General features: G+C 53.5%; 13 protein-coding genes. 6 read left to right on the top strand and 7 right to left on the bottom strand.

Features of this window, described 5'->3' with window-relative positions; all coding sequences use genetic code 11:
- Positions 1–34 precede the first annotated feature (34 nt).
- The 4 genes from metK to Kalk_RS13055 are packed head-to-tail and all read left to right on the top strand — an operon-like array spanning position 35 to position 4,931.
- Entirely contained in the window at positions 35–1,195 is a 1,161-nt protein-coding gene (metK, locus tag Kalk_RS13070; protein ID WP_101894671.1) for a methionine adenosyltransferase, read from the top strand.
- A gap of 27 nt (positions 1,196–1,222) precedes the next feature.
- A complete protein-coding gene (gene ahcY / locus Kalk_RS13065) occupies positions 1,223–2,611 on the top strand; it encodes an adenosylhomocysteinase (RefSeq protein ID WP_101894670.1) in 1,389 nt (462 codons plus the stop codon).
- A 55-nt stretch (positions 2,612–2,666) separates the two neighbouring features.
- Positions 2,667–3,518, top strand: coding sequence for a methylenetetrahydrofolate reductase [NAD(P)H] (gene metF / locus Kalk_RS13060; protein WP_101894669.1), 852 nt, complete (start codon positions 2,667–2,669; stop codon positions 3,516–3,518).
- 60 nt (positions 3,519–3,578) lie between these two features.
- Complete coding sequence (locus Kalk_RS13055) at positions 3,579–4,931, top strand: phosphohexomutase domain-containing protein (RefSeq protein WP_101894668.1); 1,353 nt, start codon at positions 3,579–3,581, stop codon at positions 4,929–4,931.
- 44 nt (positions 4,932–4,975) lie between these two features.
- Here Kalk_RS13055 and Kalk_RS13050 read toward each other — a convergent pair whose 3' ends face one another.
- From Kalk_RS13050 to Kalk_RS13040, 3 genes are all read right to left on the bottom strand, one after another.
- Positions 4,976–6,265: a hemolysin family protein gene (locus tag Kalk_RS13050; protein WP_101894667.1), complete on the bottom strand. Its 1,290-nt coding sequence runs from the start codon at positions 6,263–6,265 to the stop codon at positions 4,976–4,978.
- Positions 6,266–6,366: 101 nt separating this feature from the next.
- Positions 6,367–7,536: a type III PLP-dependent enzyme gene (locus Kalk_RS13045; RefSeq protein WP_101894666.1), complete on the bottom strand. Its 1,170-nt coding sequence runs from the start codon at positions 7,534–7,536 to the stop codon at positions 6,367–6,369.
- Positions 7,537–7,911: 375 nt separating this feature from the next.
- The gene (locus tag Kalk_RS13040) at positions 7,912–10,086 is read right to left on the bottom strand and encodes a glutamine synthetase III family protein (protein ID WP_101894665.1); all 2,175 of its coding nucleotides are present in this window, start codon (positions 10,084–10,086) and stop codon (positions 7,912–7,914) included.
- 209 nt (positions 10,087–10,295) lie between these two features.
- Between Kalk_RS13040 and Kalk_RS13035 the strand changes: the two genes are divergently transcribed.
- Complete coding sequence (locus Kalk_RS13035; RefSeq protein ID WP_101896315.1) at positions 10,296–11,645, top strand: adenosylmethionine--8-amino-7-oxononanoate transaminase; 1,350 nt, start codon at positions 10,296–10,298, stop codon at positions 11,643–11,645.
- On the opposite strand, the gene Kalk_RS13030 is transcribed toward Kalk_RS13035, so the two are convergent.
- Both Kalk_RS13030 and Kalk_RS13025 read right to left on the bottom strand, forming a co-directional pair.
- Positions 11,646–12,170 carry a DinB family protein gene (locus Kalk_RS13030; RefSeq protein ID WP_101894664.1) on the bottom strand — a complete coding sequence of 175 codons (525 nt, stop codon included), beginning with the start codon at positions 12,168–12,170 and terminating at the stop codon, positions 11,646–11,648.
- Positions 12,167–12,538: a hypothetical protein gene (locus Kalk_RS13025; RefSeq protein ID WP_101894663.1), complete on the bottom strand. Its 372-nt coding sequence runs from the start codon at positions 12,536–12,538 to the stop codon at positions 12,167–12,169. The genes Kalk_RS13030 and Kalk_RS13025 overlap by 4 nt, the downstream gene beginning before the upstream one ends.
- A 126-nt stretch (positions 12,539–12,664) precedes the next feature.
- On the opposite strand from Kalk_RS13025, the gene Kalk_RS13020 reads away from it, so the two are divergent.
- Complete coding sequence (locus Kalk_RS13020) at positions 12,665–13,399, top strand: 16S rRNA (uracil(1498)-N(3))-methyltransferase (RefSeq protein WP_101894662.1); 735 nt, start codon at positions 12,665–12,667, stop codon at positions 13,397–13,399.
- A 13-nt stretch (positions 13,400–13,412) separates the two neighbouring features.
- On the opposite strand, the gene Kalk_RS13015 is transcribed toward Kalk_RS13020, so the two are convergent.
- On the bottom strand, positions 13,413–13,862 hold the full coding sequence (locus Kalk_RS13015) for a chemotaxis protein CheW (RefSeq protein ID WP_101894661.1): 450 nt from the start codon (positions 13,860–13,862) through the stop codon (positions 13,413–13,415).
- A gap of 12 nt (positions 13,863–13,874) precedes the next feature.
- Positions 13,875–14,912: a chemotaxis protein CheB gene (locus Kalk_RS13010; protein WP_233716636.1), complete on the bottom strand. Its 1,038-nt coding sequence runs from the start codon at positions 14,910–14,912 to the stop codon at positions 13,875–13,877.
- Between the last annotated feature and the right edge of the window lies 1 nt (position 14,913).

Here is a 14,913-nt window from a genome sequence, read left to right as displayed (position 1 = left end):
CTTTGCCAACTTCGTTAGAAAGGAACCCAGTGCAATGAGCGAATACTCCATCTTCACCTCCGAGTCTGTTTCCGAAGGCCATCCCGATAAAATGGCCGACCAGATTTCAGACGCCGTTCTGGATGCGATCATCAAAGACGATCCCCACGCCCGTGTTGCCGTAGAAACCATGGTAAAGACCGGTATGGCCATCATCGCCGGTGAAGTGCGCACCAATACTTACGTGGATCTGGAAGACATCGTGCGCAATGTGATTCTGGACATTGGCTACAACAGCTCTGACGTAGGTTTTGATGGTGCATCTTGTGCCGTGTTGAACGCCATCGGCAAACAGTCAGCCGACATCGCCATGGGCGTAGACGAAGGCGAACAGAAAGATCTGGGCGCCGGTGACCAGGGCTTGATGTTCGGTTACGCCACCAACGAAACCGACGTACTGATGCCCGCCGCCATCCACTACAGCCACCGACTGGTGCAGCGTCAGGCATACCTGCGCAAAAACAGCATCCTGCCCTGGTTGCGCCCCGATGCCAAAAGCCAGGTAACCCTGCGCTATGAAAACGGCAAACCAGTCGCGGTAGAAGCCGTGGTGCTGTCCACCCAGCACGACGAAGACATCAAGCTGGCAGACCTGCAAGAAGCCATCATGGAAGAAGTGGTCAAACACGTTCTGCCAGCAGAATGGCTGCACAAAGGCACCAAATACCACATCAACCCCACCGGCCAGTTCATCATCGGTGGCCCCGTAGGTGACTGCGGCCTGACCGGTCGTAAAATCATCGTAGACACCTACGGCGGCGCTGCACGTCACGGTGGTGGTGCGTTCTCTGGAAAAGATCCATCCAAAGTGGATCGCTCCGCTGCCTACGCTGGCCGCTATGTTGCCAAGAACGTGGTTGCCGCAGGCTTGGCCGACAAGTGTGAGATCCAGGTGTCCTACGCCATCGGCGTGGCCGAGCCTACCTCCATCTCCATCAACACCTTCGGCACCAACAAGGTAAGCGAAGAACAGATCGCAGCACTGGTCCGTGAAAACTTTGACCTGCGTCCACGGGGCGTAATCGAAATGCTGGATCTGCGTCGCCCCATCTATCGCGCCACTGCCGCCTACGGCCACTTCGGTCGCGAAGAACAGGGCTTCACCTGGGAAAACACCGATAAAGCCGACGCCCTGCGCGCTGCTGCCAACCTCTAATTCACCCAAAAGGAAGAGGCAAACATTATGAATGCCGTACTGGAAAACAATTTTACCGATTACAAAGTAGCTGACATTTCTCTGGCCGACTGGGGCCGTCGTGAAATCGAGATCGCCGAAGGCGAAATGCCCGCCCTGATGGCACTGCGCACCAAGTACAAAGCCGATCAGCCCCTGAAAGGCGCCAAGATCATGGGCTGTATCCACATGACGATTCAAACCGCCGTGCTGATCGAAACCCTGATCGAACTAGGTGCGGAAGTGCGCTGGTCATCGTGCAACATTTTCTCCACCCAGGATCACGCTGCCGCTGCCATCGCAGCCGCGGGTATTCCTGTGTTCGCCTGGAAAGGTGAAACCGAAGAAGAGTTCTGGTGGTGCATCGAGCAAACCGTTCTGCAAGGCGACAAAGAATGGGACGCCAACATGATTCTGGACGACGGCGGTGACCTGACCCAGATCCTGCACGAAAAATACCCGCACATGCTGGACAGCATCCACGGCATTTCAGAAGAAACCACCACCGGCGTGCATCGTCTGCTGGAGATGCTCGAAGCGGGCACGCTAAAAGTCCCTGCTATCAACGTTAACGATGCGGTGACCAAGTCCAAGAACGACAACAAGTACGGTTGCCGTCACAGTCTGAACGACGCCATCAAGCGCGGTACCGACCACCTGCTGTCCGGCAAGAAAGCGCTGGTCATCGGTTACGGTGATGTGGGCAAAGGTTCTGCTGCATCCCTGCGTCAGGAAGGCATGATTGTTCGTGTTACTGAAATCGACCCTATCTGCGCCATGCAAGCCTGCATGGATGGCTATGAAGTAGTTTCACCTTTCAAAAACGGCATCAACGACGGCACCGAAGCCAGCATCGATACCGATCTGTTGGGCAAAACCGATCTGGTGGTTACCACCACCGGTAACGTCAACGTGTGCGATGCCAACATGCTGAAGGCCCTGAAAAGCGGTGCCGTGGTCTGCAACATCGGCCACTTCGACAGCGAAATCGATACCGCCTTCATGCGTAAAAACTGGGAATGGCAGGAAGTAAAACCGCAGGTACACAAGATCGTGCGTAACGCCGACAACAACGATCACCTGATCCTGCTATCTGAAGGTCGCTTGGTGAACCTGGGTAACGCCACTGGCCACCCTTCTCGCATCATGGACGGCTCTTTCGCTAACCAGGTGTTGGCGCAGATCTATCTGTGGGAACGTAAATTTGCTGACCTGCCTGCTGCTGAAAAACAGTCCAACCTGTACGTTGAAGTGTTACCGAAAAAGCTGGACGAAGAAGTAGCAGCCGAGATGGTACGCGGATTTGGCGGTGTCATTACCCGCATGACCGACGCCCAAGCCAAATACATCAACGTACCCGTTGACGGCCCCTATAAGCCAGACAGCTACAAGTACTAAACCCTGCACGGCGGTGGCCACAAGCCGCCGCCGTTGAAGCAGCAAAGGCCATAATATGGATTCTCAAAAACAATACGAAAAGCGTTTCAGCTTTGAGTTCTTTCCCCCTAAAACCGATGCCGGGGTAGAAAAACTTAACGGCGTACAACAAAAACTGGCAGAGAAAAAGCCGAGCTTCTTCTCTGTTACCTACGGTGCTGGCGGCTCCACCCGCGACCGTACCTTTGACACCGTCATGAATGTCAAAGCCAAAACCGGCATCGACGCCGCCCCGCACTTGTCCTGCGTAGGCGACACCAAGGCACAACTGGCGGAACTGCTCGGCCAATATAAGAGCAACGGCATTAACCGCATCGTCACCTTGCGGGGCGACTTGCCCTCTGGCATGGGCGCCTCATTAGGCGAACTGAAATACGCCAGCGATCTGGTGGGGTTTATTCGCGAGCAGACCGGTGATCATTTTCATCTGGAAGTGGCAGCCTATCCAGAAATGCATCCACAGGCCAAATCCATGGATGCCGACTTGCAAGCTTTCAAAACCAAAGTAGAAGCCGGTGCTGACAGCGCCATCACCCAGTACTTTTTCAACGTCGACGCCTATAAGTTCTTTGTCGACAGCTGCGAAAAGATGGGGCTGGACCTGCCGATCTACCCCGGCATCATGCCCATCATCAACTACGACAACCTGATGCGCTTTTCCAGCATGTGTGGCGCAGAGATCCCACGCTTCATTCGCATGCGGATGGAAGCGTTTCGTGGTGATGAGCAATCCATCAAACAGCTGGGCGAAGAAATCGTCACCAGTCTGTGCGAGGAACTGCTGGCAATGGGTGCTCCCGGCATCCATTTTTATACCATGAACCAGTCCGAGCCTACCCTTGCCATCTGGAACAACCTGAATTTGTAAACAATCCACGGTATACTCTTCGGCCATTACCCATCTGATTTTGGCCGAAGAGAGTTCACTATGAATCTGGAAGCATTCAAGGCATACGACATCCGTGGTCGCGTTCCCGACCAACTCAATGCAGACATCGTCGAACGCATTGGCCGCGCCTATGTAGCGGTGACCGGTGCCAAAAAAGTGGCTGTCGGCTATGACATTCGGCTTTCCAGCCCCAGCCTTGCGGCAGCACTGCGCAAAGGGCTTACTGCTGCCGGTGCTGACGTATACGACATTGGCCTGAGCGGAACCGAGCAAGTCTACTTCGCCACCTTTTTCTATGAACTCGATGGAGGCATCGCTGTCACCGCCAGCCACAACCCCAAAGACTATAACGGCATGAAACTGGTGGGCCCAGGCTCTCGCCCCATCAGCTCCGACAACGGTCTGCTGGAGATCAAAGCCGCCGTACCCGGTGAATTCACCGACGCCCCCCAGCCAGGCTCAGTGCAGCCTCTGGATATCACGACCGATTATGTGCAACACCTGCTGGGTTACGTGGATATCGGCCAGCTGAACAACTACAAAGTGGTAGTGAACGCAGGCAATGGTGGAGCCGGCATCGTAATTGATGCACTGGAACCACACTTGCCCTTCCAGTTCATCAAGGTTCTGCATCAACCGGACGGCAATTTTCCGCAAGGCGTACCCAACCCTCTGCTACCCGAAAACCGCAAAATTACCGAGCAAACTCTGCTGGAGCATAAAGCTGATTTCGGTATCGCCTGGGATGGGGATTTCGATCGCTGTTTTCTATTTGATGAAAAGGGCCGCTTTATTGAAGGCTATTACATAGTCGGCATGCTGGCAGAACTGTTCCTGCAGAAAGAAAAAGGCGCGCGCATTATTCACGATCCTCGCCTCACCTGGAACACCGTTGAATTGGTGGAACAGGCCGGAGGCATTGCAGTAGAAAGCAAAACTGGCCATGCCTTTATCAAGGCACGCATGCGGCAGGAAGACGCCATCTATGGCGGCGAGATGAGCGCACACCATTACTTCCGTGACTTTGCTTACTGCGACTCCGGTATGATCCCATGGCTGATGGTGTCGTCCCTGCTCTCGCAAACTGGCAAGACCCTGTCCCAACTGGTGGATGAGCGCATTGCTACCTTCCCGGCCAGCGGTGAGATCAATCGCACCATCAACGATTCAGCCGCCGCTATTGCCGCAGTTGAAGAAACTTACCGTGCGCAAGCCAAACAAATCAGTAAAGTGGATGGCCTCAGCATGGACATGGGGAACTGGCGCTTTAATCTGCGACGATCCAATACCGAACCGCTGGTACGCCTGAACGTGGAATCACGGGGCGACATCCCATTGATGGAAGCTAAAACTCAAGAATTGTTGGACGCATTAGAACAGTTCGCCAGTTAACCGGCCAGCAGCGGGTTCCTATTGGAGCCTGCTGCTGGAACCCCTTAGCCCAGCGCAGAGTTAACCTTGGTAACCAACACCTGGGCAATCCTCACACCCTCCAAGTCAATCACTTCAAATTTATAACCGGAATACACCACGTGGTCGGTTAACTTGGGCAGCTTTTTGAGTTTGAAGATAATAAAACCGGCTATCGTGTCATACTGATTTTTATCCGGGAAAGCATCCATATCCAGGTGACGGGCCACATCGCCAACCGGCGTCATGCCATCCACAATCCATGAATCCTGATCACGCTTCACTATCAGCTCTTTACCGGCGGGCGTGATCAACTCACCCATAAACCCGCTCAAAAGATCCTTTACCGTCACCACGCCGACAATCAGCGCATATTCGTTCACCACCACCGCCAATTGCTGCGGCTTGGTTTTAAATGCATTTAACGCATCCGCCAACGACAGGGTTTCGGGTAGGTAGAACACATTTTTATTGATCACGTCAGGGGAAACCCTGGCCGACTCGCCCTTTAACACGGTTATCAATATCTCTTTGGAATCGATAAGCCCGATCAGTTTATCCAAGCCGCCATCACAGACTAAAAAGGTATTGTGAGGGTGATCGATAATGGCCTGACTGATATCGGCACTTTCGTCTGCCACATCGAAGTAAACAATACTATCGCGGGGAACCATCGCACTGGACAGCGTGCGCTGTTCAAGTTCAAACACGTTTTCAATGATCTGAAGTTCCTGCGGTTGCACAGAACCAGAATCCAGGCCTGCGCCAATGGTGGCCACGATATCTTCGGTGGTCACCACCTCCTTCTGTGCAATCGGCAGTTTGAGTGAACGTAATACCGCATTGGTAATGCCATTAAAAAACAGCACCAGCGGCGTCAACGCCACCGTGACCCAACGCATTGGGGTGATCACCTTTATGGCAATGCTCTCCGGCATGATCATCGCCAGGCGTTTTGGCAACAGATCTGCAAACAGGATGAATAAGGACGTTATGATAAGAAACGAAATCGGAAAGCTGATCTTTTCCAGCAACGGGCCTTGATAGACCGTTTGAATCAACTCTTCGATATAAGGGGTCAGGGCCGCCTCCCCTAAAATGCCGCCCATGATGGCGATCGCATTCAACCCGATCTGAATCATGGCGAAAAACGCGCCGGGGTTTTCCTGCAATGCCAAAATATCCGCAGCTTTGGTGCTGCCTTCCTCTGCCATCACCATTAGTTTGATTTTGCGTGCAGCCGCCACGGCAATTTCCGACATGGCAAAAATGGCGCTGGCCAATATGAGCAAGAACAGATTCAGCAGATCAACCACAGAGGCTCCATGCACAAAGAAGTGCAAACAATCGCAAACGATTCAGGGCATCCACTCCAGGCCCTGACAACGAACCCGGAGTGAATAAACAGGCAAGACTACTAAACGAAGTAACTTTTCAACGGCGGGAAACCATTGAACTCAACGGAGGAATAACTGGTGGTATAGGCGCCTGTTGAAATCCAGTACATACGATCACCGATGGCCAGGTTGAGCGGCAAGCCATACTTGTAGTTCTCATACATGATGTCCACGCTGTCACAGGTGGGGCCTGCAATAACCGCTTCCTCCAACTCACCATTCTTCTCCACATAGATCGGATACTTGATGGATTCGTCCATGGTTTCGGCCAGGCCGCTGAATTTACCCACATCGGTGAATATCCAGCGATTCAACCCGGTTCTGGATTTTTTGGAGATCAGCACCACTTCACTCACCAGGATACCGGCATTACCCACCAGAGAACGGCCTGGCTCCAGAATGATCTCAGGCATGTCTTCAGCAAAGTCTTCTTCCAGAAAACGATTGATCTCTTGCGCGTAGGTGGCCAGATCGTGGGTTTTCTTTAGGTAATTGGCTGGAAAGCCACCGCCCATATTGATCATTTTCAGAACAATGCCGTCTTCTTTCTTTAAACGTTCAAAGACGATTTTGGCCTTACCGATGGCCGCATCCCAAGAGCCGATATCATGCTGCTGCGATCCTACGTGGAATGAAATGCCATAGGGAATCAACCCCAGATCCCGCGCCATGATCAACAGATCCAGCGCCATATCCAGCTGGCAGCCAAACTTGCGCGACAAAGGCCAATCGGCGGTTTGAGCACCTTCAGTCAGGATTCGCACGTAGATCTTGGAGCCCGGCGCTGCCTTTGCGATGTTGCGCAGATCCGCTTCCGAGTCGGTCGAGAACAGGCGCACGCCTTTCTCGTAGAAGTAACGCACATCTTTGCTTTTCTTGATGGTATTGCCAAAACTGATGCGATCAGGCGATACCCCATGGGCCATCACTTTATCAAGCTCATAGGTGGAGGCGATATCGAAACTGGAGCCTTTCTCCGCCAGCAGTGCCAGAATTTCGTTGGCCGGGTTGGCTTTAACCGCATAATAAATGCTGGCTTTTGGAAAATTGGTCACCAACTCATCATACTGATTTCGAATGGATTCCGTGTCGATTACGACAAACGGAGTATCCTTGGTATCAGCAAGCGCCTTCAGACGCTGAAACACTTCGGGAGTGTAATAATCTTCAATTTCAACTTTATGTTCCACCAGTTACGTCTCCTCTGATCATTGTTAATCCCAGCGTTTAGTAAAGCGCATACCAGAATCTTGTACAAATCAAGGAGGCTGCCGGGTCGATCGAGCATTCTATATGAAACCTGTGGCCTGAAAAGTGCTTTTGAAGTAGAAAGGGCTACTTTTTGTTGCTGATTTTGTCAGGTCGGTTTGCTGTGGCGGGTCAGCAAGACGGAATACACCGGCATGGCGCTGGCTGGTAGAGCTGATCAGAAATTCGACTGAAGCCACCCCAACCCTCTGATTAAAAAGTCATTATTAAAATGGCACACTAGCTAACAGAAAGGCTTTACGGCTGTGCTATGGGCACCACCGTAAAGCCTTTGTTGACTCCGCTCCGTGCAATTGCTAGCGCATGAACAACATTTCCTGATATTTGGGCAGGGGCCACAACTGGTCATCCACCAAGGATTCCAGCTTGTCGGCTTCGGCACGGACAGCCAGCATCATGCCGCACAAGGTGTCGGCACAGAACTTCATATGGGCTTCGGTGGAATCAAAGTCATGGGAAGCCAGGGCGCCGGAGAGGGTGCTCACGGCCGTCATCATGGCATTGGCGGTTTCCGCTATCGAGCTGGCAATACCCGTATCCAGAGATATAGATAGAGACTGAGCGGCCACCAGTGTTGAGGTCAGGGTAGAAAGATAGGCCATGGCTGCGGGGTAGATCATGGTGGTGACCATATCCACTACCAGCTTGGCTTCCACCTCGATAGAGAGAATGTATTGTTCGGCGTAGACTTCGTAGCGGCTGTTCACCTCTTTTGGTGACAGTACGCCTGTGCGCTCGAACAGGCCCTGCACCTCCGGGCTTAATAGGGCAGGCAAGGCGTCAGCGGTGGTGGGGATGTTTTGCAGGCCACGCTCTTCCACGGCAGCACGATGCCACTCACTGGAGTAGCCGTCGCCACCAAAAATCACATTGCTGTGCTCGGACATGAGCTCCTGCAGCACACTGAACACGGCTTCGGCCGGGCTTGCGCTGCTCGCCAGAGCCGGAGCCAACCTGTCGGCAATCCAATCCAGCGAGTCGGCCAACATGGTGTTCATGGCGATCAAGGGACCAGAAACCGACGCTGAAGAACCCACCGCGCGGAACTCAAAGCGGTTGCCAGTGAAGGCGAAGGGCGAGGTACGGTTACGGTCGCCGGGATCCCGCTCGAACTTGAGGATTTCCGCCAGCCCGATGTCCATCATTCCGCCACTGAGCAGCTCGCCAATGGTGCCTTCCTTAATGTCCATGAACAGTTTTTCCAGCTGGTCCCCCAGATACACCGAAAGAATGGCCGGTGGTGCCTCGTTGGCTCCCAGGCGGTGATCGTTGGAAGCCGATGCGATAACAGCCCGCAATAATGGACCGTAGAGATGCACACCACGGATTACTGCACCACAAAACAGCAGAAAGTTGAGGTTGTCGTTCGGGGTTTTGCCGGGATCAAGCAGGTTCCCCTGGGTGGCATTGCCCACCGACCAATTGACATGCTTGCCCGAACCATTGACTCCGGCAAAGGGCTTTTCGTGCAGCAGGCAGACGAAGCCATGCTGTTTAGCGGTGATCTTCAGCAGGGTCATCAACATCTGCTGGTGATCCGATGCCACGTTGGCGCTCTCATAATAGGGGGCGATCTCAAACTGTCCGGGCGCCACTTCGTTGTGGTGGGTTTTGGCCGGAATGCCTAAGCGATACAGCTTGTCTTCCAGTGCCTGCATGAACACTTGGACCCGTTCAGGGATGGCACCAAAGTATTGGTCATCAAACTGCTGGCCCTTTGCGGGTGACGCGCCGAACAATGAGCGGCCCGCCAACAACAGATCCGGCCTGGCAGCGGCCAGACCGGCGTCGATCAGAAAGTATTCCTGCTCGGCACCACAGCTGGAACTGACGGTGGCGATCTCGGTTTCACCCATCAGGGATAAGACTTTTTTCGCCGCTATGTTCATGGCGGCGTTGGAGCGCATCAGCGGGATCTTTTTGTCCAGGGCTTCCCCGGTCCAGGACAAAAATACGCTGGGAATCATCAACGTAGCGCCGTTATCCGTATGCATGACGTAGGCCGGGCTGGTGGGATCCCAAGCCGTATAGCCACGGGCGGCATTGGTCATACGCAGACTGCCATTGGGGAACGAAGACCCATCGGGTTCGCCCTTGATCAGCAGGCTGCCGGTAAATTCAGTGATGGCCCCGCCATCGGAATTGGTGACGATAAAGCCGTCATGCTTTTCTGCAGTGGCGTTGGTCATGGGATAGAAGATGTGGGAGAAGAACTTTACGCCCTTCGACATCGCCCAGTCTTTCATGGCGGCAGCGACAATATCCGCCGTGCCCGGATCCAGCTCGGCTCCGGTGTGAACCGTTTTCTTCATGGCTTTGAACGCGCTTTTCGACAGGCATTCTTCCATGGTAGCCAGATTAAACACATCATCTGCCCAGATCTTGTTCAGTGGCAGCGGCATCTCGACATCCACTGGTTTACGATTGGTAATGCCAGCAATGGCGTTAAGGCGAGCTTGGTTTCCACTCATCTTGAGTCCCCTAAAAAGAATACATTTGAATAAATCACAGCAAGAGTCGCATAGCGCACTTTGTGACGACGCAGGGATCGCGCTGCAATAGATGAGCCACGTTATGGGGAAGGGCTATGGCTTCTGCAGGCATTCGCAAGGCAGAGCTTGCGCAAAGCACATCATGTGCTTACCCTAATGCCCTCACCCTCCGCCTGTCCGGTAACAAAATGTCATTGAATAACAGCCTTATGCAGCGAGATCTTCAAGTATTGTGGCACCCTTGCACACAGATGAAGGATCATGAAACCCTGCCCATCATCCCCATTAAAAAAGGTGAAGGCATCTGGCTGGAGGATTTTGAGGGCAATCGCTATATGGATGTGGTGAGTTCATGGTGGGTGAACCTGTTCGGACACGCCAATCCACGCATCAATGATCGCATCAAGCATCAGCTGGACAACCTTGAACACGTGATTCTTGCCGGTTTCAGTCATGAGCCGGTGATCGAACTATCAGAACGGCTGGTGGCGATCACACCTGAGGGGCTGAACCGTTGCTTTTATGCCGACAACGGCTCCTCCGGCATAGAAGTCGCGCTGAAAATGAGCTTTCACTTCTGGCTCAACCAGGGCAACACCCGTAAAACCAAGTTCGTGACCCTGAGTAATTCCTACCATGGTGAAACCCTGGCTGCATTAGCCGTGGGCAACGTGGATCTCTACAAGAAAACCTATGAACCCCTGCTGATGACGACCTTCACGGCCCCCAGCCCCGATTGCTACAACCGGGAGCCCGGCGAAAGCTGGGAGGATTACAGCCTGCGCCAGGCGGTAGCCATGGAGCAATTGCTGGCAGAGAAGCACGAGGAAATCTGCGCGGTGATTGTAGAGCCCCTGGTGCAGTGTGCAGGCAGCATGCGCATGTACCACCCGGTTTATCTGACCAAATTGCGAGCAGCCTGCGATCGCTACAATGTGCATCTGATTGCCGATGAAATTGCGGTGGGTTTCGGCCGTACCGGGACGCTGTTTGCCTGCGAACAGGCTGGCATCACACCGGACTTCCTTTGCCTGTCGAAAGGCTTGACCGGTGGCTATCTGCCCCTCTGCGCCGTGTTGACCCATGATCGGATCTACCAGGGATTCTATGACGATTACGATACTCTGCGCGGCTTTCTGCATTCCCACAGCTACACCGGCAACCCTCTGGCCTGTGCAGCAGCCCTGGCAACGCTGGATATTTTTGAGCAGGACAATGTCATCGCCAACAATCAAAAACTGATTCAGAAAATGGCGGATGCCACCGCGCATTTCGCTGATCACCCCAACGTGGCAGAGGTGCGTCAGACGGGGATGATACTGGCCATTGAAATGGTGCAGGATAAAACCACTAGAACGCCGTTTCCTTGGCAGGAACGCCGTGGCCTGCGCGTCTACGAGCATGGCTTGAAAAACCAGGCACTGCTACGGCCGCTGGGCAATGTGGTGTACTTCATGCCGCCGTACATTATTACTGAAGATCAAATAGATCATCTGGCCAAGGTAGCATGGGAAGGGATTGAACTGGCAACCCGCTGATTAATCCAATTCCATAAGCAACAGATCCGTCACACCAAAGTCGATATGTAATTGGCTTAATATCGTGGTCACTTGACCACGATGGTGGGTCTGATGATTGAACCAGTGGCAAAGGGCTTTATTCAACGTAAATTGAACCACGCTGCCATCCATCAGGCGATGATCCAATGTGCGGGACAGGTCTGCTGACTCCTGTGCCAGAGCCTCCACACAGGCCACGATGCGGTCATCTATTATGCTGCGCCAATGGGACAGGGTCGCCAGCTGCTCATACAAAATCTGATCAAGGGCTTGTATCCGCAGCGGCTCCCCCGCACTGTCAACCAAGGGCGAAGGCTGCTTGGTTACTCGCTGCAGCCAATACAGGTCGGCAATCATAATGTGGTTCAAGGTGCAGTAAATAGAACCAAAGAAAGCCCCCCGATCGGCCTCCAACTGCCCTTGATCCAGCTGAGCGCAGACATCATAGATCTGTGCATTCATCTTGCGGTTATAACGTGCAAACGTGATGAATGCATCCATCATGACAGGTCACTGCCATCATAGTCAGACTTGCCTTGCTTGCGGATTTCAGCAATAAGCTGACGAGCAAGATCCTGCGTGTTGGATTTCATCATGCCTACGCCGGTGGAAACCAACAATCGCACCACGGACACCAACAGGAACGCCGTCAACAGAATGGATAGCATGCCGCTTATTTTAAAGAAGCCCACCGGCAACACCATGGAGCCTTGCTGTAACTGCAGAGTGCGATCCGACTCAGGCAGGCTAATCAGCGCCTGGTAGATGGGAAACGTTTCCGGCTTTTGCACATATAACCCAAGCTGATTGATGCCCATCAGCAACAAGCCAATGCCCAGGATCAGAAACACATAACCGATCAGTTTTGTCATAACACACCCTTTAACGACCTATTAATTACCCATTGAGTACAGCCACGCAGGTGGACTGAGACAGGCAGGCATATTCTGTTCTAAAATGGGGATACACCCACTCAGATTGGCGATTCAAACAGACTTATGCGCACGCCTCGAATTTTTCAGAACCAGCCTTTGCTGGAAGGAAACACCGTTCAATTGGATGAGAACGGCAGCCGTCACCTTAGCAAAGTACTGCGCATGGTGGAAGGCGACCCGGTTATCCTGTTTAACGGTACCGGCGGCGAATACCACGGACAGATCGCGGCGGTGGGTAATAAATCTGTGGCGGTGGAACTCACATTCTTCAACGAAGCGGATCGGGCCTCCCCGGTTCAGATCCATCTGGGCCAGGTGATGGGCAAGGGTGATCACATGGATTACGCCCTGCAAAAAGCAGTGGAGCTTGGAGTGAGTGAGATCACCCCCCTATTCAGCCAGCGCTGTGAAGTGAAACTGAAAGGTGCGCGGCTGGAGAAAAAGCTGGATCAGTGGCGGCATCTACTGATCAGTGCCTGTGAACAGTGCGGCATGAATATTATTCCTACCATCAACCCCCCTCAGCCACTGCTGCAATGGGCAGAGGCGGTGGAAGCGGATAAAAAGTGGATTCTGCACACCGAAGATCTGCCCGGCAACCCATTTAACGCGGAGGCTCCTTCTAGCCTGTGCTTTGCGGTGGGGCCGGAAGGTGGCTTTGCCGACGAGGAGGTGGAACAGACCAAGGATCTGGGTTTTGACTGCATTACGCTGGGGCCGCGGGTGTGGCGCACCGAAACCGCACCGGTGGTTCTGCTGAGCCTGATTCAGCTCAGTTGGGGGGATTTTCTGCTGTAGCCCAAAAGCCCGCTTATACCACCTGATTCAATTCACGTTCGACATTGACCAGATCAGGTATTACGGCACGCTCGCCACTGACCATAACCAAGGTGTCATAGGCACGATCTTGCGAGGGTTCCTCGCTGCCCATTTCTTCTGGGTATACCCGCACCAGCCGGGGAATACCCTGCACAGAAATCGCGTAGAACGGCAATTTGCACTCACCAACACCATTAATCACCGCCAAGCGCTGGCCCAAAGAGGCATCTTCGATTTCCAGATCGTTCATCAGCTCAAGTGACACCACCGGCAACTCAACGCCCCGCCATTCGATCTTGCCTAACAGCCAGTCGGGGCTGCCTTCCTGCTTCTCCGGTTGATCCCAGCCCACGATTTCCGCCACCGCCACGTTGGGCAGCAACAGGGGGCGTCCGATCATGGGAATCAATAAGCTGGCAATTTGTTCAGGTAGTTCAGCCATGGCGTTATCCGTTTAATTAAGTAGTGATTCGGAGTAGAACTCCGAGGTGTATTCAACCAGTTTCCTGGCCAGCTCCTTGGGGGAGCCGCTAAAAGTCACACAACCGGTGGCCCGAGCCGAATCCGGCTGCGAGCTGTTGGCACAGGTATCGGCTGTCTGCGCCCATACTTCGATGCCCATTTGTCTCAGCTTGGCGGCAGAGATGGCACCATCGTTTCCCATGCCGCTGAACAGTATAGCGCCAGTTTGCACTCCGTAGCGATCCGCCATCAGCGACATAACCTGATCGATGGATGGGGCGTAGGGCCCTTCCCACTGCTCTTCGTACAGTTCCACCCGGGCAAACTGATTCAGCGTCATTACCTGCTCAATAGGAGCAATCATGATCTCCCCGTGACTGAGGCAACGGCCTGCAACAGGAGGCTTGAATTTAAAATGGGAGTTGCGACCCCACACCTTGCTCAAGGTATCCTGAAAGCCGGGATCAATATGCTGGGCAATAACAAAGGCGATGGGCAGTGCCGGTGGCAATGCATCCAGAAACTCTTTCACCGCAGCAGGGCCACCCAGGGAGGCCCCCAATACCCAGACATTGGATGCCGGTTCACCGTCTTCAACCGCATGCTCTTCGCATGCCTGCGCCGGTTCATGTTCGACGCTCACCAGACTGGTGATGGTTTCATCCACCGGCATGGGCTTGCCCACGATGTCTTTCAGCTTGGCGTAAATCTTTCTTTCCCAGCGCTGGAATTGCAGGGTGCTAACACTAGGAGCATTGCCTTCGCCCAGCAAAATAGGGGCAGTGGAAGATTCAAACAAATGCACGATAAAATCCGACCACTTATCCTCATCTTCTATGTCCACCAACCAGACATCGGCCTTGTCACCACAAATAATGTCATCACTGACTTTGTCTGGCGATAGAGTCACCGCCACGCCGTAGCCCACCGACTCTATGGTTTTGCAAACCACGTGTCGTTGCAGTGTTGAATCTGCAATCACCCCCACGCGGGGATTTGCTCCCCGCAGGGAGCCGGGCTTTTGGGGCACA

It is taken from the genome of Ketobacter alkanivorans (genome assembly GCF_002863865.1).
Taxonomy (GTDB): Bacteria; Pseudomonadota; Gammaproteobacteria; order Pseudomonadales; family Ketobacteraceae; genus Ketobacter; species Ketobacter alkanivorans.
Note: the sequence above shows the minus strand (reverse complement) of the source record. Positions and strands in the feature narration are given on the sequence as shown.

Coding starts and splice junctions, on each gene's coding strand:
- Kalk_RS13040 (WP_101894665.1), bottom strand. CDS start 10,086: ATGAGTGGAAACCAAGCTCGCCTTAACGCCATTGCTGGCATTACCAAT.
- metF (WP_101894669.1), top strand. CDS start 2,667: ATGGATTCTCAAAAACAATACGAAAAGCGTTTCAGCTTTGAGTTCTTT.
- metK (WP_101894671.1), top strand. CDS start 35: ATGAGCGAATACTCCATCTTCACCTCCGAGTCTGTTTCCGAAGGCCAT.
- Kalk_RS13020 (WP_101894662.1), top strand. CDS start 12,665: ATGCGCACGCCTCGAATTTTTCAGAACCAGCCTTTGCTGGAAGGAAAC.
- Kalk_RS13030 (WP_101894664.1), bottom strand. CDS start 12,170: ATGATGGATGCATTCATCACGTTTGCACGTTATAACCGCAAGATGAAT.
- Kalk_RS13035 (WP_101896315.1), top strand. CDS start 10,296: ATGTCATTGAATAACAGCCTTATGCAGCGAGATCTTCAAGTATTGTGG.
- Kalk_RS13055 (WP_101894668.1), top strand. CDS start 3,579: ATGAATCTGGAAGCATTCAAGGCATACGACATCCGTGGTCGCGTTCCC.
- Kalk_RS13015 (WP_101894661.1), bottom strand. CDS start 13,862: ATGGCTGAACTACCTGAACAAATTGCCAGCTTATTGATTCCCATGATC.
- Kalk_RS13025 (WP_101894663.1), bottom strand. CDS start 12,538: ATGACAAAACTGATCGGTTATGTGTTTCTGATCCTGGGCATTGGCTTG.
- ahcY (WP_101894670.1), top strand. CDS start 1,223: ATGAATGCCGTACTGGAAAACAATTTTACCGATTACAAAGTAGCTGAC.